The 19,687-nt window shown below is 66.7% G+C and carries 17 protein-coding genes; 5 read left to right on the top strand and 12 right to left on the bottom strand.

What is annotated here, in order from left to right; translation table 11 throughout:
• Positions 1–75 precede the first annotated feature (75 nt).
• The 9 genes from QTI05_RS11150 to QTI05_RS11110 all read right to left on the bottom strand — a co-directional run bounded on the left by QTI05_RS11150 (position 76) and on the right by QTI05_RS11110 (position 10,536).
• Positions 76–1,677 (bottom strand): ABC transporter substrate-binding protein, encoded by a 1,602-nt coding sequence (locus QTI05_RS11150; protein ID WP_286540052.1) that lies wholly within the window; start codon positions 1,675–1,677, stop codon positions 76–78.
• Between the two features lie 26 nt (positions 1,678–1,703).
• On the bottom strand, positions 1,704–2,672 hold the full coding sequence (locus QTI05_RS11145) for a dipeptide ABC transporter ATP-binding protein (RefSeq protein ID WP_286624442.1): 969 nt from the start codon (positions 2,670–2,672) through the stop codon (positions 1,704–1,706).
• Positions 2,669–3,697: an ABC transporter ATP-binding protein gene (locus tag QTI05_RS11140; RefSeq protein ID WP_286624440.1), complete on the bottom strand. Its 1,029-nt coding sequence runs from the start codon at positions 3,695–3,697 to the stop codon at positions 2,669–2,671. The genes QTI05_RS11145 and QTI05_RS11140 overlap by 4 nt, the downstream gene beginning before the upstream one ends.
• Positions 3,694–4,569 carry an ABC transporter permease subunit gene (locus tag QTI05_RS11135; protein ID WP_286624667.1) on the bottom strand — a complete coding sequence of 292 codons (876 nt, stop codon included), beginning with the start codon at positions 4,567–4,569 and terminating at the stop codon, positions 3,694–3,696. Before QTI05_RS11135 ends, QTI05_RS11140 begins: the two co-directional genes overlap by 4 nt.
• Positions 4,570–4,695: 126 nt before the next feature.
• Positions 4,696–5,700 (bottom strand): ABC transporter permease subunit, encoded by a 1,005-nt coding sequence (locus QTI05_RS11130; RefSeq protein WP_286624666.1) that lies wholly within the window; start codon positions 5,698–5,700, stop codon positions 4,696–4,698.
• Positions 5,701–5,847: 147 nt separating this feature from the next.
• A complete protein-coding gene (locus tag QTI05_RS11125) occupies positions 5,848–7,524 on the bottom strand; it encodes a long-chain-fatty-acid--CoA ligase (RefSeq protein ID WP_286624438.1) in 1,677 nt (558 codons plus the stop codon).
• A 67-nt stretch (positions 7,525–7,591) separates the two neighbouring features.
• Positions 7,592–9,079: an NAD(P)(+) transhydrogenase (Re/Si-specific) subunit beta gene (locus QTI05_RS11120; protein WP_286624436.1), complete on the bottom strand. Its 1,488-nt coding sequence runs from the start codon at positions 9,077–9,079 to the stop codon at positions 7,592–7,594.
• A complete protein-coding gene (locus QTI05_RS11115) occupies positions 9,076–9,402 on the bottom strand; it encodes an NAD(P) transhydrogenase subunit alpha part 2 (RefSeq protein WP_286540059.1) in 327 nt (108 codons plus the stop codon). The genes QTI05_RS11120 and QTI05_RS11115 overlap by 4 nt, the downstream gene beginning before the upstream one ends.
• A 3-nt stretch (positions 9,403–9,405) precedes the next feature.
• Positions 9,406–10,536: a Re/Si-specific NAD(P)(+) transhydrogenase subunit alpha gene (locus tag QTI05_RS11110; protein ID WP_286624434.1), complete on the bottom strand. Its 1,131-nt coding sequence runs from the start codon at positions 10,534–10,536 to the stop codon at positions 9,406–9,408.
• A 334-nt stretch (positions 10,537–10,870) separates the two neighbouring features.
• Between QTI05_RS11110 and QTI05_RS11105 the strand changes: the two genes are divergently transcribed.
• The 3 genes from QTI05_RS11105 (at position 10,871) to QTI05_RS11095 (ending at position 12,668) form a co-directional block, all read left to right on the top strand.
• Positions 10,871–11,602, top strand: a complete 732-nt coding sequence (locus QTI05_RS11105; protein WP_286624433.1) for a response regulator transcription factor — start codon at positions 10,871–10,873, stop codon at positions 11,600–11,602.
• 110 nt (positions 11,603–11,712) lie between these two features.
• Entirely contained in the window at positions 11,713–12,156 is a 444-nt protein-coding gene (locus QTI05_RS11100) for a DUF4019 domain-containing protein (protein WP_286540064.1), read from the top strand.
• Between the two features lie 5 nt (positions 12,157–12,161).
• The gene (locus QTI05_RS11095) at positions 12,162–12,668 is read left to right on the top strand and encodes an NUDIX hydrolase (RefSeq protein ID WP_286540065.1); all 507 of its coding nucleotides are present in this window, start codon (positions 12,162–12,164) and stop codon (positions 12,666–12,668) included.
• Here QTI05_RS11095 and QTI05_RS11090 read toward each other — a convergent pair.
• Positions 12,655–13,653, bottom strand: a complete 999-nt coding sequence (locus tag QTI05_RS11090; protein ID WP_286624431.1) for a Bug family tripartite tricarboxylate transporter substrate binding protein — start codon at positions 13,651–13,653, stop codon at positions 12,655–12,657. The two genes, QTI05_RS11095 and QTI05_RS11090, sit on opposite strands and share 14 nt — an antisense overlap.
• A gap of 124 nt (positions 13,654–13,777) precedes the next feature.
• Between QTI05_RS11090 and mnmA the strand changes: the two genes are divergently transcribed.
• Complete coding sequence (gene mnmA, locus QTI05_RS11085; RefSeq protein ID WP_286540067.1) at positions 13,778–14,890, top strand: tRNA 2-thiouridine(34) synthase MnmA; 1,113 nt, start codon at positions 13,778–13,780, stop codon at positions 14,888–14,890.
• On the opposite strand, the gene QTI05_RS11080 is transcribed toward mnmA, so the two are convergent.
• Together QTI05_RS11080 and ssb are read right to left on the bottom strand one after the other, a co-directional pair.
• Positions 14,887–15,897 (bottom strand): LLM class flavin-dependent oxidoreductase, encoded by a 1,011-nt coding sequence (locus tag QTI05_RS11080; protein WP_286624430.1) that lies wholly within the window; start codon positions 15,895–15,897, stop codon positions 14,887–14,889. The genes mnmA and QTI05_RS11080 overlap by 4 nt on opposite strands.
• Positions 15,898–16,016: 119 nt before the next feature.
• A complete protein-coding gene (gene ssb, locus QTI05_RS11075; protein ID WP_286624428.1) occupies positions 16,017–16,544 on the bottom strand; it encodes a single-stranded DNA-binding protein in 528 nt (175 codons plus the stop codon).
• Between the two features lie 106 nt (positions 16,545–16,650).
• On the opposite strand from ssb, the gene uvrA reads away from it, so the two are divergent.
• Positions 16,651–19,680 (top strand): excinuclease ABC subunit UvrA, encoded by a 3,030-nt coding sequence (uvrA, locus tag QTI05_RS11070; RefSeq protein ID WP_286540073.1) that lies wholly within the window; start codon positions 16,651–16,653, stop codon positions 19,678–19,680.
• Positions 19,681–19,687 lie beyond the last annotated feature (7 nt).

The following is a 19,687-nucleotide window of genomic DNA, read 5'->3' as shown; positions in this document are numbered from 1 at the left end:
GCTTTGCCGGGCCGCTGGTGTTGCCCCCGGCAGGGGGGTGGGCGAAGCGACACGAAGTGCGCGCAGCCTGGGGGGTTACTTGATATCCACGCCATAGAAGGTGTGGCGGCCGAAGGGGCTCAACTTGAAGTCCACCACCTCCTTGCGCACCGGCTTCAGCTGCACGGCGTGCGCGATGGTGAACCACGGCGCCTGCTCCTTGAAGATCACCTGGGCCTTCCTGTAGAGCGCGTCGCGGTCGGCCTGCTTCGGCACGTTCTTGGCCTTCAGCACCAGCTCCTCATACGGCTGGTAGCAGAACTTGGCCACGTTCGAGCCGCTGGCCGACTGGGCCGACGCACAGCCGAGCAGCGTGTACATGAAGTTGTCCGGATCGCCGTTGTCGCCAGTCCAGCCCAGCATGCCCATCTGGTGCTCCCCGGCCTGCATGCGCTTGCGGTATTCGCCCCATTCGAAGGTCTTGATCTCGGCCTTGACGCCGATCTTGGCGAGGTCGGCCTGCATCAGTTCAGCGATGCGCTTGGCATTCGGGTTGTAGGGGCGCTGCACCGGCATCGCCCACAGGTCGGTGGTGAAGCCGTTGCCCAGGCCCGCGGCGGCCAGCAGCTTCTTCGCGCCTTCGGGGTCGTACGGGTCGTCCTTGATCGCGTCGTTGTACGACCACATCGTCGGCGGAATCGGGTTCTTGGCCGCGATGCCGGCGGTGAGGTAGACGCCGTCGATGATGGCCTTTTTGTTGATCGCCATGTTGATGGCCTTGCGCACGCGCACGTCGTCGAAAGGCTTCTTCTGCGTGTTGTAGGCGAGGTAGCCGACGTTGAGGCCGGGCTGCTCGAGCACTTGCACGTTCGGATCCTTGCGGATCGCATCGAGGTCGGCCGGGTTCGGGTACGGCATCACGTGGCACTCGCCCTTTTGCAGCTTGGCCCAGCGCACCGAGGCATCGGGCGTGATCGAGAAGATCAGGTCATCGATCTTGGCCTTGCCGCCCCAGTACTGCGGGAAGGCCTTGAAGCGGATGACCGCGTCCTTCTGGTACTGCACCAGGTAGAACGGGCCGGTGCCGATCGGATCCTGGTCGACCTTCTCGGGCGTGCCGGCCTTGAGCATGGCGATCGCGTACTCCTTCGACTGGATGCCGGCGTACTGCATGGCGAGGTTCGACAGGAACGGCGCCTCGGCCTTGTTGAGCACGATCTTCACGGTGTGGTCGTCGATGCGGTCGACGGTCTTCAGCAGCTTGGGCATGCCCATGTCGTTGAAGTACGAATGGTTCGGGCTCGTGACCTTGAAGAACGGGTCGTTCTCCTTCCACTGCCGCTCGAGCATGAAGATGAAGTCGTCGGCATTGAAGTCGCGCGTGGGCTTGAAGCTCTTGCTCGTGGTGTGCCACTTCACGCCCTTGCGCAGCTTGAAGGTGTATTCGGTGCCGTCGGGCGAGATCGTCCAGCTTTCGGCCAGGCCCGGCACGACCTTGGTGCCGCCGCGCTCGAACTCGACGATGGTGTTGTAGACCTGCGTGGTCACGTCGAACGACGTGCCGGTGGTGTTGACCGCCGGGTAGAAGTTCTCGGGGCTGCCTTCGGAGCAGTACACCAGGGTCTTGGACGCGGCAGCGCCGCAGGCCAGGGCCATGGCGGTGGGGATCAACGCGGCGGCAAGGCGGAATGTGCGCATGGAAATACTCCTTCTGTGAAAGTGGTTCAACCCGGCAAGAATTTCTCGGCATGGTGGCAGGCCACCTTGCGCGCGTCCAGCATACGCAGCACCGGCCGCTCGCTGCGGCAAAGCTCGGTGGCATGCGCGCAGCGCGTGTTGAACACGCAGCCGGTGGGTGGATTCAGCGGCGAGGGCAGCTCGCCCTGCAGCACGATGCGCTCGGTCGCAAGGCCCGGCGTCGACGCCAGCAGGGCCTGGGTGTACGGGTGCAGCGGGCGCGCAAAGATGTGCGTCTTCGGCCCCTGCTCGACCGCATGGCCGAGGTACATCACGAGCACGTCGTGCGCAATGTGCCGCACCACGCCGAGGTCGTGCGAGATGAAGAGGTAGGCCAGCCCGAGCTCCGCCTGCAGGTCGGCCAGCAGGTTCAGCACCTGGGCCTGGATCGACACGTCGAGCGCCGACACCGGCTCGTCGGCCACCAGCAGCCGCGGCGACAGCATCAGCGCGCGTGCGATCGCGATGCGCTGGCGCTGCCCGCCCGAGAACATGTGCGGATAGCGGTTGGCATGCTCGGGCCGCAGGCCGACGCGCGCAAGCATCTCGCGGGCCTTCGCGGCGCGTTCGGTGGCGCCCATGGTCGTGTTGATGGCCAGCGGGTCTTCGAGCACGGCCGAGATCTTCTTGCGCGGATTGAGCGAGCCGTAGGGGTTCTGGAACACCAGCTGCACCGCCTGGCGCAGCTCGCGCCTGCGCTCGGCCGGGGTGTGGACTGCATCGACGCCCACCAGCGTGAGGCTGCCGGCCGTGGGCTTCTCGATCAGCGTGACCATGCGCGCCAGCGTCGACTTGCCGCAGCCCGATTCGCCCACCACGGCCAGCGTGCGGCCGCGCGCGAGCTGGAACGACACCTCGCCGACGGCCTGCAGATGCGCCGGCGCGCGGAACATGCCGCGCCGGATGTCGTAGACCTTGCGCAGGCCGACGGCCTCGGCAACGAGTTCTGCCGTCATGGCAGCACCTCTGCAGGTTGCGGACCGTCGCGCGCGATCAGCACCGCGCGGTTCGGGTCGCCGAGCGCATAGTGGCAGCGCACCTCGCCGCCTTCGCCTGCGGCGATCGGCTGGAGCTCGGGGCGCACGGCGCGCGAGTGGGCAGTGGCATACGTGCAGCGCGGCGCGAACAGGCAGCCGGCAGGCCGGTCATGCACGCCGGGTACCACCCCGGCGATGGTGGCAAGCCGGCCCTCGGGTGCAGCGCGTTCGGGCAGTGCCGCGAGCAGCGCCTCGGTATAGGGATGCTGCGGCGCGGCGAACAGGCGGTCGACACGCTGCTGCTCGACGACCTGCCCGGCATACATCACGGCCACGCGCTGGGCCATGTCGGCCACCACGCCCATGTTGTGCGTGATCAGCACCAGCGCCATGCCGCGCTCCTTCTGCAGGTTGCGCAGCAGGTCGAGGATCTGGGCCTGGATCGTGACGTCGAGCGCCGTGGTCGGCTCGTCGGCGATCAAGAGGCGCGGGTTGCAGGCAATGGCCATCGCAATCATCACGCGCTGGTTCATGCCGCCCGACAGCTGGTGCGGATAGGCGCCGATGCGAGAGGCAGCAGCCGGAATGCCGACCTGTTCGAGCAGCTCGATCGCACGCTTGTTCGCTGCGCGCTTGTCGAGCTTCAGGTGCAGGCGCAGCGTTTCGACGATCTGGAAGCCGATGGTGAAACAGGGGTTGAGGCTGGTGGTCGGCTCCTGGAAGATCATCGCGACGTCCTTGCCGACCAGGTTGCGGCGTGCGCGGTCGCTGATGCCGAGCAGGTCGTGGCCGGCAAAGCGCAAGTGCTGTGCACGCACGCGGCCGGGGTGGCCGATCAGTCCCATGAGCGCCATCATCGTGACGCTCTTGCCGGAGCCGGATTCGCCGACGATGCCGAGCACCTCGCCCTCGTCGACGCGCAGGCTGACGCCTTCGACGGCATGCATGATCCCGCCCTGCGTGGGGAACTCCACATGGAGGTCACGGATGTCAAGAAGGCTCATCTCTTCAACTTCGGATCAAGCGCGTCGCGCAAGCCGTCGCCCAGCAGGTTGAAGGCCAGCACGGCCATGAGGATCGCAAGGCCCGGAAAGGTGACGACCCACCAGGCGCGCAGCACGAACTCGCGCGCGTCGGCCAGCATCGTGCCCCATTCGGGCGATGGCGGCTGGGCGCCGAGGCCCAGAAAACCGAGCGCCGCGGCATCGAGGATGGCGGTCGATACGCCGAGCGAGGCCTGCACGATCAGCGGTGCCGCGCAGTTGGGCAGCACCTCGTGGAACATCAGCCGCAGCAGGCCGGCGCCGCTGATGCGCGCAGCGGTCACGTAGTCGCGCGAGACCTCGGTGATGACCGCAGCGCGCGTGATGCGCACATAGTGCGGCAGCACCACGATGGCAACTGCGAGCATCGCGTTGATGAGCCCCGGCCCGAGGATCGCGACGATCACGATCGCGAGCAGCAGGCTCGGCAAGGTGAGCACGATGTCCATGAGCCGCATGATCGCGATCTCGAGCACGCCGCGGAAGAAACCTGCAATGAGGCCGAGCGCGATGCCCACCACCACCGAGATCGCGACCACCGCGATGCCGATCGAGAGCGACAGCCGCGCACCGTACATGAGGCGCGAAAGAATGTCGCGGCCGATCGCGTCGGTACCGAGCAGGAACTGGGCGGAGCCGCCCTCCTGCCAGGCCGGTGGCCGCAGGAACGCCGTACTGTCGGTTTCGTTCGGCGCATGGGGTGCGATCCAGGGCGCGAACACCGCCACCACCAACAGCAGCGCGATCACGACCAACCCGGCAACCGCCCCCTTGTTGGCGGAAAACGACGTCCAGAACTCGCGCCATGGGCCGGGCGGGGCGCCCGCCGCCATTGCGACAGCTGTTTCAGCCACGCGCACTCCTTCCGGGAACACCGCAGAACCGGCTTTGCCGGGCTGCTGGTGTTGCCCCCTGCAAGGGGGTTGGCGAAGCGACACGAAGTGCGCGAAGACTGGGGGTCATCGTCTAATACGGGGGTTGATGACGCCGTAGGCCACGTCGACCAGCAGGTTGACCAGCATCACGATCGCGCCGAGCAGCAGCATGCCGCCCTGCAGCACCGGATAGTCGCGCCGCCCGATCGCTTCGATCAGCCATTTGCCGACACCGGGCCAGGAGAAGATGGTTTCGGTGAGGATGGCGCCCGTGAACAGCACGCCGACCTGCAGCCCGATCACGGTGACCACCGGGATCAGCGCGTTGCGCAGCGCATGCAGCGCCACCACGCGAAAGCGCGACAAACCCTTGGCGCGCGCGGTGCGGATGTAGTCTTCGCCCAGCACTTCGAGCATGGCCGAGCGCGTCATGCGCGCGATCACCGCCAGCGGGTTGGTGCCCAGCACAATGGTCGGCAGGATGAGGTGCTGCGCCGCCGACCAGAACGCACCGGGCTCGTCGGCCTTGAGCGAATCGATCAGCAGGAAGCCGGTGGTGGGCTCGATGTAGTACTGCACCGCGATGCGGCCCGACACCGGCGTCCAGCCCAGCTGCACCGAAAAGAACAGGATCAGCAGCAGCCCCCACCAGAAGATCGGCATCGAATAGCCGGTCAGCGAGGTCGCCATCACGCCGTGGTCGAAGATCGAGTTGCGCTTCACCGCGGCCAGCATGCCGGCCGGAATGCCGAGCACCAGCGCAAACAGGATGGCGCACACGGCCAACTCCACGGTGGCCGGAAACAGCGCGAGAAACTCGCTCATCACCGGCTCCTGCGTGATGACCGACTTGCCGAGGTCGCCCTGCAGCACCCGCCCGATGTAGATGCCGTACTGCACCAGCAAGGGTTGGTCGAAGCCGTAGGCCTTGAGCAGCTCGGCATGGCGCACCGGATCGATGCCGCGCTCGCCGGCCATCGTCTCGATCGGGTCGCCCGGCACCAGCCGGATCAGGAAGAAGGCCAGCAGCGTCATGCCGAGAAAGGTCGGCACGAGCAGGCTCAGGCGCGTGAGGAGGAAGCGAAGCATCAGCGCAGCGCCGGGCCGCCCCAGGCAAGGCAGCGCCACCTGGAGGGGCAGCGAAGACACGAAGGTGGGAGCGCGGTGGCCATCATGGCAGGACTATGCAAGTCCAATGCCGGCCTGCGCCCCCGGCCGAACCCTTATTGAAGGGTGCTACTTCTTGTCGCGCAGTTCGCGGCGCAGGATCTTGCCGACCGGCGTCTTCGGCATTTCGGTGCGGAACTCCACCACCTTGGGCTGCTTGTAGCCGGTGAGGTTGGTGCGGCAGAACTCGCGTACCTGCTGCTCGGTGAGCGCAGGGTTCTTCTTCACGATCACGAGCTTCACGGCTTCGCCGGTCTTCTCGTCGGGCACACCGACCACGGCGCACTCCATGACGCCTTCGAGCGTGGCCACCACATCCTCGACTTCGTTGGGGTACACGTTGAAGCCGCTGACCAGCACCATGTCTTTCTTGCGGTCGACGATCTTGAAGTACCCGCGCTCGTCGACGGTGCCGATGTCGCCGGTCTTGAAGTAGCCGTCGGCCGTCATGCTCTTGGCCGTTTCGTCGGGCCGCTGCCAGTAGCCTGCCATCACCTGCGGGCCCTTGATCGCGATCTCGCCGCGTTCGCCGGCCGGCACTTCATGACCGTCGTCGTCCAGCAGCTTGAGCCAGGTGCCCGGCAGGGGCAGGCCGATGGTGCCCGTATAGGCCTTGCTGGTGGTCGGGTTGCAGGTGGCCGACGGCGAAGTTTCGGAAAGCCCGTAGCCCTCGCAGATCGGACAGCCGGTTTTCTCGAGCCAGAGCTTGGCCACCGCACCCTGCACCGCCATGCCGCCGCCCACGGAGACCTTGAGGTTGCTCCAGTTCACGGTGCCGAAGTCGGGATGGTTCGCGAGTCCGTTGAACAGCGTGTTGACCGCAGGGAAGCTATGGAAGGTGTGCTTCGACAGCTCCTTCAGCACCGCGGGGATGTCGCGCGGATTCGGGATCAGGATGTTTTTGCCGCCCGTGCGCATGCCCAGCATCATGTTCACGGTGAACGCGTAGATGTGATACAGCGGCAGCGCGCAAACGCTGGTCGGCTGCTCGCCGGCCGGCACGGTCTTCATGGCCGGGTCATTCCAGGCTTCGGACTGCAGCACGTTGGCGATCACGTTGCGGTGCAGCAGCACCGCGCCCTTGCTCACGCCGGTGGTGCCGCCGGTGTACTGCAGCACGGCGACGTCGTCGGGGCCGATGACGGGCTTGTCGAGCTTGCGCGCGCTGCCTTTTTCGACCGCATCGTTGAAGCGGACGGCTCCTGGCAGATCGAACTGTGGCACCGCCTTCTTGACGTTGCGCACCACGTAGTTGACCAGCGCACCCTTGAGAAAGCCGAGCTGGTCGCCCACCGCGCCCAGCACGATGTGCTTGACTGGCGTGGCCTGCAGGCATTGCTGCAGCGTGTTGGCGAAGTTCTCCATGATGATGATCGCCTTGGCGCCCGAGTCCTTGAGCTGGTGCTCGAGTTCGCGCGGCGTGTAGAGCGGGTTCACGTTGACCACCACCAGCCCGGCACGCAACACCGCGGCCACCGAGATCGGGTACTGCGGTGTGTTCGGCATCATCAGCGCGACGCGGTCGCCTTTCACGAGGCCGAGGTTCTGTAGATAGGCCGCGAGCGCGGCACTGGCCTTGTCGGTCTGCGCGAAGCTCAGATCCTTGCCCATGAAGCTGTAGGCCACGCGGTCGCCGTACTTGCTGAAACTCTCTTCCATCAGCGCGACCAGCGACGTGTACTGCGACGCGTCGATGTCGGCGGGCACACCTTCGGGATAGCTGCGGAGCCAGGGGCGATCTGTCATGTTCTTCGTCTCCATCTGTGAAAAATGCCTGCGGCGCCCAACGGGCACGCGCAGGCAGCGGGGCCGGCTACTCGATCGCCTTGCCCATGTCCTCGACCACCTTCTTGGCGTCGCCGAACACCATCATGGTCTTGTCCATGTAGAACAGTTCGTTGTCCAGGCCGGCGTAGCCTGCCGCCATGCTGCGCTTGTTCACGATCACGGTCTTGGCCTTGTAGGCCTCCAGGATCGGCATGCCGTAGATGGCGCTGCCCTTGGTCAGCGCCGCCGGATTCACCACGTCGTTGGCGCCCAGGATGATGGCCACGTCGGCCTGCGCGAACTCGCCGTTGATGTCTTCCATCTCGAACACCTGGTCGTAGGGCACCTCGGCCTCGGCCAGCAGCACGTTCATGTGACCCGGCATGCGCCCGGCCACCGGGTGGATCGCGTACTTCACGATCACGCCCTTGTGCGTGAGCTTCTCGGCCAGTTCGTTCACCGCGTGCTGGGCGCGCGCCACCGCCAGGCCGTAGCCGGGCACGATGATCACGGTCTCGGCGTTGCTCAGCATGTAGGCCGCGTCGTCGGCGCTGCCGCTCTTGACCGGCCGCTGCTCGCCGGAACCGGCGGCCGCGGTGGTCGCCTCGCCGCCGAAGCCGCCCAGGATCACGTTGAAGAACGAGCGGTTCATCGCCTTGCACATGATGTAGGAGAGGATCGCGCCCGAGCTGCCCACCAGCGAGCCGGCGATGATCAGCATCGCGTTGTTCAGGCTGAAGCCGATGCCCGCCGCCGCCCAGCCCGAATAGCTGTTGAGCATCGACACCACCACCGGCATGTCGGCGCCGCCGATCGGGATGATGATCAGCACGCCCATCACGAACGACAACGCGAGCATCGCGAAGAACGCGGTCCAGCTCTCGGTCGCGACGAACACCAGCCCGAGGCCGATGGTCAGCAGCCCGAGCACCAGGTTGAGCATGTGCTGGCCCTTGAACTGCACGGGCGCGCCCTGGAACAGGCGGAACTTGTACTTGCCCGAGAGCTTGCCGAACGCGATGACCGAACCGCTGAAGGTGATGGCGCCGATGGCCGCACCGAGGAACAGCTCGAGCCGGTTGCCGTAGGGGATTGGCTCGCGCACGAAGCCTTCGACCAGCATCGAGCCCGCCGTCGAGGTGGCGCCGAGCACGGCCGCCACGGGCGCCGGCACGATCCCGAAGGCCCAGGGTTCGGCCACCGCCGCGACCCCGATGAACACCGCCGCCAGGCCGATCATGCTGTGCATGAACGCGACCAGCTCGGGCATCTTGGTCATCTCGACGCGCTTGGCCATGATCGAGCCCGCGGTGCCGCCGACCAGCAGGCCGAACAGCACCCAGCCCATGCCGAGCGCCTTGCCGCCCGACAGCTGCACGATCAGCGCGGCCGTGGTCGCCACGGCGATGGCCATGCCGATCATGCCGAACAGGTTGCCGCGGATCGAGGTGGTTGGATGCGACAGGCCCTTCAAGGCCTGGATGAAGCAAACCGACGCCACCAGATACAGCAGCGTGACAACGTTCATGCTCATGGGGCGGCTCCTTCAGCCTTGGGAGCGACCTTCTTTTCCTTCTTCCTGAACATCTCGAGCATGCGCCGCGTGACGAGGAAACCGCCGAATACGTTGACCGCTGCGAGCGCCACGGCCAGCACGCCCATGGTCTTGCCGAGCGTGGTTTCGGTCAGGGCGGCGGCGAGCATGGCGCCGACGATCACGATCGCCGAGATCGCGTTGGTCACCGCCATCAGCGGCGTGTGCAGTGCGGGGGTGACGGTCCAGACCACGTGGTAGCCGACGTAGATGGCCAGCACGAAGATGATCAGGTTGATGACGGTGTGGGAAACGGGATCCATGGCTTACTTCCTTGTGATTTGGCCGTCTTGCGTCATGCGGCACGCGGCCACGATGTCGTCCTCAAGATCGATCTTCAGGCCGCTCTCCTTCGTGACGATCAGCTTCAGGAAGTCGAGCACGTTGCGCGCATACAGCGCCGACGCGTCGGCCGCTACCAGCGCCGCGAGATTGGTCTCGCCCACGATGGTCACGCCGTGCTTGACCACCGTCTTGTCGGCTTCCGACAGCGGACAGTTGCCCCCGATGCCGTCGGCGCCCTTGCCGGCTGCGATGTCGACGATCACCGAGCCCGGCTTCATCGACTTGACCATGTCTTCAGTGATGAGCGTCGGTGCCGCGCGCCCCGGAATCAGGGCCGTGCTGATGACGATGTCGGCCAGCGCGACGCGCTTGGCGACTTCGACCTGCTGGCGCGCGAGCCAGCTGGCCGGCATCGGCTTGGCATAGCCGCCGACGCCCACGGCGGCTTCTTTTTCTTCATCGGTGTCGTAGGAGACCTCGATGAACTTGCCGCCGAGCGACTCGATCTGCTCCTTCACGCTCGGGCGCACGTCCGATGCCTCGATCACCGCGCCCAGGCGCTTTGCCGTGGCGATGGCCTGCAGGCCGGCCACGCCGACGCCCAGGATCACCACGCGCGCCGCCTTCACGGTGCCGGCGGCGGTCATCAGCATCGGGAAGAAGCGCTGGTATTTGTCGGCCGCCATCATCACGGCCTTGTAGCCGGCGATGTTGGCCTGCGATGAGAGGACGTCCATGCTCTGGGCGCGCGTGGTGCGCGGCGCGGCTTCGAGTGCAAAGCTGGTGAGTCCGGCCGTGGCCAGGCGCTGCAGTCCGGCCGCATCGAAGGGGTTGAGCATGCCGACGACCACGGTGCCCGGTTTCATGCGGGCGGCCTCGGCCTCGTCGGGGGTTCGCACCTTGAGCACGATATCGGCCGCGAAAGCCCCGTCGATGTCGGTGATCTCCGCGCCGGCTGCCTGGTACGCCGCGTCGGTGACGCTGGCGGCAACGCCGGCGCCCGCCTGCACACGCACCGTGTGGCCCTGCGCCACGAGTTTCTTGGCCGTCTCGGGCGTAAGCGCCACTCGGGTTTCGCCAGCCGTCGTCTCGGCGGGCACGCCTATCAGCATAGATATCTCCTCAGGGCGGGAGCGGCGTCGGGGCCGCATTGAAATTTGCGCCGAGCTTACCCGAAGACGTCCAGCGCGCACTGTCCCATTCGCTCAACGGCAATTTCAGGTTGCAACACCCGCCGAATCTACCTGAGCCGCTATCAACTTCGTAGCAAATAGCCGTAATCGCAGCGGCCCGCCATGACGCCCCTTCCAGGAAAGTAAATACCTTCCGTCGGTACTCGATGCGCAACTTCGTGCAGTAGTTGACAGTTGATGCCCGCCGCACGCTGGCTTGCAGGCACCCACCCGACCTAGACTCACGGGCACTAAAAAAAGTCAGGGGAATGGAATGCGAATCGCAGCGCTTGATGACGAACCGTACCAGCTCGAGCTGATCGAGCACACGATGGAAGGCATTGGCCACGAATGCCACTGCTACACCGAAGGGAAGACGTTGCTGCGCGACCTGCGCCAGCAAAGCTTCGATCTGCTCGTTCTTGACTGGAACCTTCCCGACGTTTCCGGGCCTGCGGTGGTTCAGTGGATCCGCCAGGATCTTGCGAGCAGCATCCCCATCCTGTTCGTGACGGCGCGCCGAGAAGAGGCCGACATGATCGAAGGCCTGGCGGCCGGCGCCGACGACTTCATGGTCAAACCGATCCGCGTGGGCGAACTCCAGGCCCGGGTACGCGCCCTGCTGCGCCGCGCCTATCCGCGCCAGCACGAGGCGGAGGTCTCGTTCGGGCCCTACCACTTCATGCAGCGTGCGCGCGCGCTCCAGGTCAACGGCGTGCCGATCGAGCTCAAGCACCGCGAGTACGAACTTGCGCTGTTCCTGTTCCAGAACATGGGGCGGCTGCTGTCGCGCGAACACCTGCGCGAAGCGGTGTGGGGCGCCGCGCCCGACGCGCCCTCGCGCTCGCTCGACACCCACATTTCAAGACTGCGCACCAAGCTCGACCTGCGGCCGGCCAACGGCTTTCTGCTGTCGGCGGTCTACGGCCTGGGCTACCGGCTCGAAGCCATGGACGGCGAGTCGTTCGCCCCCTCTTCCCCGCCTGCTCTCAGCGCCGAAGCATGACCACGCGCCGTGGCGCAATGCCATGGCGCCACGACCGGGATCGACAGCGTGGAGAATGCCGCTTGCACGGTGACACCGGCGATGCGCGACGACGACAAGGAACGACAAGAATGAAGCGAACGACGATCAAGCTGCTGTTCGGCCTGACGCTGCTGGCCGGCTGGCTCGGCAGTGCCACGGCCCAGGACGTGGAGGCCAGCGACATGGTGCGCGGCGGCCTGCAGGTGATCCAGCTCGTCGACCAGGCCAAGACCGGCGAGCTATGGGATGGCGCTGCGCCGGCCGCCAGGAAGCGCGTGGCCCGCGCCGACTTCATGGCCCAGATCTCGAAGCTGCGCGGCCCGCTCGGCGCGCCGCTGCAGCGCACCTGGGTTGCCATCAACCGCCAGGTGGTGGCCGACAGCGATGCCGACCTGGCGGGCCAGTATGTGAGCGTGGAGTATGAAACCCGCTTCACCAACACGGCGGCGAATCGGGCCTCGATGCGCGAGCTGGTCAGTTTTCACATGGACCGCGACGGGATCTGGCGCTTCAGCGGCTACGTCCTTCGCTAGCAGCCATGCACAAGCCCGAAGGCGCGCCCGCCGCCCTGCGCTGGAAGCCGAACGTCACGGTCGCGGCAGTGATCGAGCAGGACGGGCGCTTCCTGCTGGTCGAGGAGCACACCGCCGGCGGCCTCAAGCTCAACACGCCGGCCGGCCACCTGGATCCGGGCGAATCTCCCGCCGAGGGCTGCGCGCGCGAGGCGCTCGAAGAAACCGCCCATCACTTCACGCCCACTACGCTGGTCGGCATCTACATGGCACGGTTCCAGAAGCAGGCGGACGATGAGGACGTGACGTACCTGCGCTTTGCATTTGCCGGCGAACTCGGCATGTTCGAGGCCGGCCGCGAACTCGACACCGGCATCGTGCGCACGTTGTGGCTCACCGCCGACGAAATCCGCGCCAGCACCGAGCGGCATCGCAGCCCCTTGCTGCTGCAATGCATCGAAGACTACCTGGCCGGCCGGCGCTACCCGCTCGACCTGATCCACACCGATCCGTCGGTGGTCAATCCGGCTTGATGCCGGCCTTCGCGACGATGTCTTTCCACACCTTCTGCTGCGCGGTGATGAACGCGGCGAACTGCTCCGGTGTGTCGCCAACCCCCACGGCCGAGTCGTGCGCAAAGCGTTCGGTGACCGGGCCGGTGCGCAGTGCCTTGAGGCTTTCTTCCTGCAGCCGCTTCACCACCGGCGCGGGCGTGCCGGCCGGCGCGAGCAGGCCGTACCACTGCGAGGTTTCGAAGCCCTTGTAGCCGCTCTCGGCGATGGTCGGCACGTCCGGCAGCGCCGCGATGCACTGTGCCGAACCAACCGCCAGCGCGCGCAGCTTGCCGCTCTTGATGAAGGCCGACACGCTCGGCAACCCGTTCATCGCCACCTGCACGCGGCCGGCCAGCAGGTCGGTCATCTGCGGGCCGCTGCCGCGGTAGGGAATGTGGGTCATGAAAAATCCGGCCGTGAGCTTGAGGTATTCCATGCTCAGGTGGCCCGAGCTGCCGTTGCCGGCCGAGGAGTAGTTGACCTTGCCCGGATTGGCCTTGGCATAGGCGATGAACTCCTTGAAAGTCTTCGCCGGCACGTCCGGGTGCACCACGAGCACATTGGGCACCTTGGCCAGCAGCGTGACCGGGATGAAGTCCTTGTTCACGTCGTAGGGCTGGCTCGGCAGCATGTACGGGTTGACCGCCAGCGTGCCGACGTGGCCGAGGATCAGCGTGTAGCCGTCGGCGCCGGCCTTGGCCACCTCCTGCATCGCGATGACGCCGGCACCGCCGGGCTTGTTCTCGACGAACACGCTCTGGCCGAGCTGCTTGGTCAACTCGCCCGCCACGGAACGCGCGACCACCTCGCTGGAACCACCGGGCGCAAACGGCACCACCAGCCGGATCGGTTTCTGTGGCCAGGCGCCCTGCGCGTGCAGGGCGCTCGCGCCCCCGGTGGCGAGCAGTGCCAGCGACTGGCAAACGCGGCGGCGTTGGAACGAGAAAGGCGAACGCGTCGTCATGGGGTTGTCTCCGTGCATCAAGGCGGCCATTGTCCGAGCCCGCACCCGGCGTCGCGCGCCGCGCGCCCCCGTGATTTCCCGCATGCCGGCACCGCTTTGCGCGGACGGGGACAATCGCCCGGTCATGAAAAAGCAGCGCATCGTGGTGGGTCTGAGTGGCGGGGTCGACTCCGCGGTCACGGCGCACCTGCTGAAACAGCAGGGCCACGAGGTGATCGGCATCTTCATGAAGAACTGGGAAGACGACGACGACAGCGAGTACTGCTCGTCGAACATCGACTTCATCGACGCGGCCAGCGTGGCCGATGTGCTGGGCATCGAGATCGAGCATGTCAACTTCGCGGCCGACTACCGGGATCGCGTGTTCGCCGAGTTCCTGCGCGAGTACCAGGCCGGCCGCACGCCGAACCCAGACGTGCTGTGCAATGCCGAGATCAAGTTCAAGGCCTTCCTCGACCATGCGATGCGGCTCGGCGCCGAGAAGATCGCCACGGGCCACTATGCACGCGTGCGTTTCAACGAAGCCACGCAGCAGCACGAGCTGCTCAAGGGCCTCGATCCCGCCAAGGATCAAAGCTACTTCCTGCACCGGCTGAACCAGGCGCAGCTGTCGAAGACGCTGTTCCCGGTCGGCGAACTGCACAAGACCGAGGTGCGCCGCATCGCGGACGAAATCGGCCTGCCCAACGCGAAGAAGAAGGACTCCACCGGCATCTGCTTCATCGGCGAGCGGCCTTTCCGCGACTTCCTCAACCGCTACATCAGCAAGGCGCCGGGCCCGATCAAGGACGCACGCGGCCGCACCGTCGGCGAGCACCAGGGCCTGAGCTTCTACACGCTGGGCCAGCGCCAGGGCCTCGGCATCGGCGGCGTGAAAGAAAAGGGCGCGCAGCGCGGTGGCGGCGACCACTCGCCCTGGTTCGTGGCACGCAAGGACGTCGAGAAGAACACCTTGTGGGTGGTGCAGGGGCACGACCACCCGTGGCTGCTGTCGCATGCGCTCGAGGCCGACGACACGAGCTGGGTCGCCGGCGCGGCGCCGGCACCGGGCCACTACGGCGCCAAGTCGCGTTATCGGCAGGCCGATGCGGGCTGCGCGCTGGGCGCGGGCGACGAAGGTCGCATCCGCCTCGACTTCCCCGCGGCGCAGTGGGCCGTGACGCCGGGCCAGTCGGCCGTGGTGTACGACGGCGAAGTCTGCCTCGGCGGCGGTGTGATCGTCGGCGCCCTGGGCTAGCCGGGCAGCGCGGCCGTAGCGACCTCGTCGCGGATGCCGGCCAGAAGCTCATAGGAGCGCAGCCGTGCCGCGTGGTCGAACACCTGCGAGGTGACCATCAGCTCGTCGGCCCCGGTGCGCGCGATGAAGGCCTGCATGCCGGCCCGCACGGTCTCGACCGAGCCGACCGCCGAGCATGACAGCACCGAATCGAGCAACGCGTTCTCGGCTGGGCCGACCGTGCCGCGGTAGTTCTTGACCGGCGGCGGCAGGCGTCCCGGCCGTCCGCTGCGCAGGTTGACGAAGGCCTGTTGCCAGGAACTGGCGCGGAAGTTCGCCTCTTCGTCTGTGTCGGCCGCGAACACATTGAAGCCCAGCATCACATACGGCTTCTGCAACTGCGCCGATGGCTTGAAGGTTTCGCGGTAGATGCGGATCGCCTGCATCAGCTGCTGCGGTGCGAAGTGCGAGGCAAAGGCGTAGGGCAGGCCAAGATGCGCCGCGAGCTGCGCGCCGAAAGTGCTGGAGCCGAGGATCCACACCGGCACCTCCAGCCCACGGCCCGGCACGGCCATCACCGGCTGGCGCGGCGCCTTCGACATGTAGTCCATCAGCTCGACCACGTCCTGCGGGAACTGGTCCGCATCGGACTCGAGGTTGCGGCGCAACGCATGCGCGGTGCGCTGGTCCGAACCCGGCGCGCGGCCCAGGCCAAGGTCGATGCGCCCTGGATACAGCGACTCCAGCGTGCCGAACTGCTCGGCGATGACCAGGGGTGAATGGTTCGGCAGCATCACGCCGCCTGCGCCGATACGGATCGTCTGGGTGCCGGCGCCAATGTGGGCCAGCAGCACCGCGGTCGCTGCGCTCGCAATGCCCGGCATGCCGTGGTGCTCGGCAAGCCAGTAGCGCCGGTAGCCGAGCTTCTCGCCATGTTGCGCGAGCGACAACGAGTTGCGGAACGACTGCGAAGCGTCGCCGCCTTCGCAGATGGGGGACAGATCGAGAATGGAAAGCGGAGTGGTCATCGAGCGGGCGCCGGCATCAGATACAGGGTGCGTATCTTGGGCCGAAGCCGCTGCCTGCAAGGCAGCAGGGCCATTGCTGGCCGCGCGCGCCGCCCGGCCCGCGGCCCGCAGCGCTTGCTTCAGAACGGAATGTCGTCGTCCATGTCGTCGAAGCCGGAGGACGACTTCGCGGGCGCCTGGCGCGGCGCAGGGGCCGGTGCGCGCGGTGCGGCGGCCGGCGCACGCGGAGCGTAGCCGCCACCGCCGCCGCCACCACCGCCTTGCGAGTAACCGCCGTCATCGTCACCGCCGCCCGACGGGCCGCCCGCGCCCTGGCGGCTGCCGAGCATCTGCATCTGGTCGGCGCGGATCTCGGTGGTGAATTTTTCGATGCCGTCCTTGTCGGTCCACTTGCGCGTGCGCAGGCTGCCTTCGACGTACACCTGCGAGCCCTTGCGCAGGTACTGGCCGGCGATTTCGGCCAGGCGGCCGTTGAACACGATGCGGTGCCACTCGGTGGCTTCGCGCATCTCGCCGCTTTGCTTGTCTTTCCACTTGTCTGTGGTGGCGACGGTCACGTTCGCGACCTGGTCGCCGCTCGGGAATGTCCGCATTTCCGGGTCGCGCCCGAGGTTGCCGACGACGATGACCTTGTTGACCGATGCCATATGCACTGCCCCTGATGAATGAGTGAGAGAGGAGGAGGAAACCGGAGATTGTGCCCGGAAACGCCGGGCGACTTATCATGCTCGGTTGCCCAGAACGGACTGCCCCGTGAATTCCCCCTCCGACGACGCCTACCTCGGCGCACTGCTCGCGCAGCAGCGCATCAGCATCCGTGGCGCGCGCACGCACAACCTCAAGAACATCGATCTCGACATTCCGCGCAACAAGCTGGTGGTGATCACCGGCCTGTCGGGCTCGGGCAAGTCGAGCCTGGCGTTCGACACGCTGTACGCCGAGGGTCAGCGCCGCTATGTCGAGAGCCTGTCGGCCTATGCCCGGCAGTTCCTGCAGCTGATGGACAAGCCCGATGTCGACGTGATCGAGGGCCTGAGCCCTGCGATCAGCATCGAGCAGAAGGCCACCAGCCACAACCCGCGCTCGACCGTCGGCACCGTCACCGAGATCCACGACTACCTGCGCCTGCTCTATGCGCGCGCCGGCACGCCCTACTGCCCCGACCACCATCTGCCACTGCAGGCGCAGACCGTCTCGCAGATGGTCGATGCGACGCTGGGCATTCCCGACGAGCCGCGCCTGATGATTTTGGCGCCCGTCGCCCGCGAGAAAAAGGGCGAGTTCGTCGAACTGTTCGCCGAGATGCAGGCGCAGGGCTACGTGCGCTTTCGCGTCGATGGCCAGACCTACGAATACAACGACCTGCCCAAGCTCAAGAAGACCGAGAAGCACGACATCGACGTGGTGATCGACCGGCTGCGCGCGCGGCCCGACATGCAGCAGCGGCTGGCCGAGAGCTTCGAGGCCGCGCTGCGGCTGGCCGATGGCCGGGCGATCGCGCTCGAACTGGGCCAGGAGGGCGCGGCGGACAAGGAGCATCTCTACAACGCCAAGTTCGCCTGCCCGATCTGCCACTACTCGCTGGCCGAGCTGGAGCCGCGCCTGTTCTCGTTCAACTCGCCGGTGGGCGCCTGCCCGAGCTGCGACGGGCTGGGTCACCGCGAGGTCTTCGATCCTTCGCGCGTGGTTGCGTTTCCGTCGCTCTCGCTGGCGAGCGGCGCGATCAAGGGCTGGGACCGGCGCAACGGCTACTACTTCAGCATGCTGGAGAGCGTGGCGAAGCACTACGGCGTCGACATCGACCGCCCGTTCGAGGAGTTGCCAGAGGCCGTGCGCAACGCAGTGCTCACAGGCTCGGGCGAAGAAGAGATCAAGTTCAACTACGTGATGGAGAGCGGCCAGCAGGCCGGCAAGAAGCTCACGCGCAAGCACCCGTTCGAAGGGATCATCCCGAACATGACGCGGCGCTACCGCGAAACCGATTCGGTCGCGGTGCGCGAAGAGCTGGCCCGCTACCGCAACATGCAGCCCTGCCCGGATTGCGGCGGCACGCGGCTACGGCGCGAGGCGCGCAACGTGTTCCTGGTCGACGAGACCGGCGACGGCGAGCCGCAGCGCATGAGCATCTACGAGGTCAGCCATGCCACGCTGCGCGAGAGCCTCGGCTACTTCCAGACCTTGAAGCTGCGCGGCTCGAAGGCCGAGATCGCCGACAAGATCGTGCGCGAGATCGGCCTGCGGCTGAAGTTCCTGAACGACGTCGGCCTCAACTACCTGAGCCTGGACCGCAGTGCCGAGACGCTCTCGGGCGGCGAGGCGCAGCGCATCCGCCTGGCATCGCAGATCGGCTCCGGCCTCACGGGCGTGATGTACGTGCTCGACGAGCCCAGCATCGGCCTGCACCAGCGCGACAACGACCGGCTGATCGGCACGCTCAAGCACCTGCGCGACATCGGCAACAGCGTGCTCGTGGTCGAGCACGACGAGGACATGATCCACGCCGCCGACCACGTGATCGACATGGGCCCGGGCGCCGGCGTGCATGGCGGCCGCGTGATGGCACAGGGCACCTACGAGCAGGTGCGCGACAACCCCGCCTCGCTCACCGGCCAGTACCTGCTGGGCACCAAGAAGATCGCTCTGCCGAAGCACCGCACGCCCTGGCTGCCGGTGTTGCGCAAGAGTGCCGAAGAGAAGAAGGCGGCCGCGATCAAGCCCAAGTTTCCACCGAGCCCGGCCGCGCTGAAGCGGCAGGCACGCGAAGCAGCGCACCTCGCCTCGCAAAGCGACCTGCAGGAAATCCGCGTGGTCGGCGCGACCGGCAACAACCTGAAGAACGTGAGCGTGGCCTTCCCGGTCGGCCTGCTGACCTGCGTGACCGGCGTCTCGGGCTCGGGCAAGTCGACCCTGGTGAACGACACGCTCTACACCGCGGTGGCACGCACGCTGTACCGCGCGCACGAGGAGCCGGCCGCGCACGAGTCGGTCGAGGGCATCGAGTACTTCGACAAGGTCATCAACGTCGACCAGAGTCCGATCGGCCGCACGCCGCGCAGCAACCCCGCCACCTACACGGGCCTGTTCACGCCGATCCGCGAACTCATGGCCGAGACCAACACCGCGCGCGAGCGCGGCTACGGGCCGGGCCGCTTCAGCTTCAACGTGGCCGGTGGCCGCTGCGAGGCCTGCCAGGGCGACGGCGTGGTCAAGGTCGAGATGCACTTCCTGCCCGACGTGTACGTGCCCTGCGAGGTGTGCCACGGCCAGCGCTACAACCGCGAAACGCTCGAGGTGCAATACAAGGGCCGCAACATCGCGCAGATCCTCGACATGACGGTCGAGGTGGCGCACGAGTTCCTGAAAGCCGTGCCGACCATCGAGCGCAAGCTGCACACGCTGCTGGACGTGGGCCTCTCCTACATCAAGCTGGGCCAGTCGGCCACCACGCTGTCGGGTGGCGAGGCGCAGCGCGTGAAGCTCGCGCTGGAGCTCAGCAAGCGCGACACCGGCCGCACGCTGTACATCCTCGACGAGCCGACCACCGGCCTGCACTTCGCCGACATCGAGCTGCTGCTCAGGGTATTGCACCAGTTGCGCGACGCGGGCAACACCATCGTGGTGATCGAGCACAACCTCGACGTCATCAAGACCGCCGACTGGCTGATCGACATGGGGCCCGAGGGCGGCGCCGGCGGCGGCATGGTGGTGGGCGAAGGCACGCCGGAAGACATCGCGGCGAACGAGGCGAGCCACACCGGGCGCTATCTCAAGCGCCTTCTGTAGCGCATCG

Source organism: Variovorax fucosicus, from assembly GCF_030316825.1.
In the GTDB taxonomy this organism is placed as follows: Bacteria; Pseudomonadota; Gammaproteobacteria; order Burkholderiales; family Burkholderiaceae_C; genus Variovorax; species Variovorax fucosicus.
Note: the sequence above shows the minus strand (reverse complement) of the source record. Positions and strands in the feature narration are given on the sequence as shown.

What these genes read in the sequence shown, in the direction of transcription:
- QTI05_RS11150 (WP_286540052.1), bottom strand. Translation starts at nt 1,677, where the DNA reads ATGCGCACATTCCGCCTTGCCGCCGCGTTGATCCCCACCGCCATGGCC.
- QTI05_RS11145 (WP_286624442.1), bottom strand. Translation starts at nt 2,672, where the DNA reads ATGACGGCAGAACTCGTTGCCGAGGCCGTCGGCCTGCGCAAGGTCTAC.
- QTI05_RS11140 (WP_286624440.1), bottom strand. Translation starts at nt 3,697, where the DNA reads ATGAGCCTTCTTGACATCCGTGACCTCCATGTGGAGTTCCCCACGCAG.
- QTI05_RS11135 (WP_286624667.1), bottom strand. Translation starts at nt 4,569, where the DNA reads ATGGCGGCGGGCGCCCCGCCCGGCCCATGGCGCGAGTTCTGGACGTCG.
- QTI05_RS11130 (WP_286624666.1), bottom strand. Translation starts at nt 5,700, where the DNA reads ATGCTTCGCTTCCTCCTCACGCGCCTGAGCCTGCTCGTGCCGACCTTT.
- QTI05_RS11125 (WP_286624438.1), bottom strand. Translation starts at nt 7,524, where the DNA reads ATGACAGATCGCCCCTGGCTCCGCAGCTATCCCGAAGGTGTGCCCGCC.
- QTI05_RS11120 (WP_286624436.1), bottom strand. Translation starts at nt 9,079, where the DNA reads ATGAGCATGAACGTTGTCACGCTGCTGTATCTGGTGGCGTCGGTTTGC.
- QTI05_RS11115 (WP_286540059.1), bottom strand. Translation starts at nt 9,402, where the DNA reads ATGGATCCCGTTTCCCACACCGTCATCAACCTGATCATCTTCGTGCTG.
- QTI05_RS11110 (WP_286624434.1), bottom strand. Translation starts at nt 10,536, where the DNA reads ATGCTGATAGGCGTGCCCGCCGAGACGACGGCTGGCGAAACCCGAGTG.
- QTI05_RS11105 (WP_286624433.1), top strand. Translation starts at nt 10,871, where the DNA reads ATGCGAATCGCAGCGCTTGATGACGAACCGTACCAGCTCGAGCTGATC.
- QTI05_RS11100 (WP_286540064.1), top strand. Translation starts at nt 11,713, where the DNA reads ATGAAGCGAACGACGATCAAGCTGCTGTTCGGCCTGACGCTGCTGGCC.
- QTI05_RS11095 (WP_286540065.1), top strand. Translation starts at nt 12,162, where the DNA reads ATGCACAAGCCCGAAGGCGCGCCCGCCGCCCTGCGCTGGAAGCCGAAC.
- QTI05_RS11090 (WP_286624431.1), bottom strand. Translation starts at nt 13,653, where the DNA reads ATGACGACGCGTTCGCCTTTCTCGTTCCAACGCCGCCGCGTTTGCCAG.
- mnmA (WP_286540067.1), top strand. Translation starts at nt 13,778, where the DNA reads ATGAAAAAGCAGCGCATCGTGGTGGGTCTGAGTGGCGGGGTCGACTCC.
- QTI05_RS11080 (WP_286624430.1), bottom strand. Translation starts at nt 15,897, where the DNA reads ATGACCACTCCGCTTTCCATTCTCGATCTGTCCCCCATCTGCGAAGGC.
- ssb (WP_286624428.1), bottom strand. Translation starts at nt 16,544, where the DNA reads ATGGCATCGGTCAACAAGGTCATCGTCGTCGGCAACCTCGGGCGCGAC.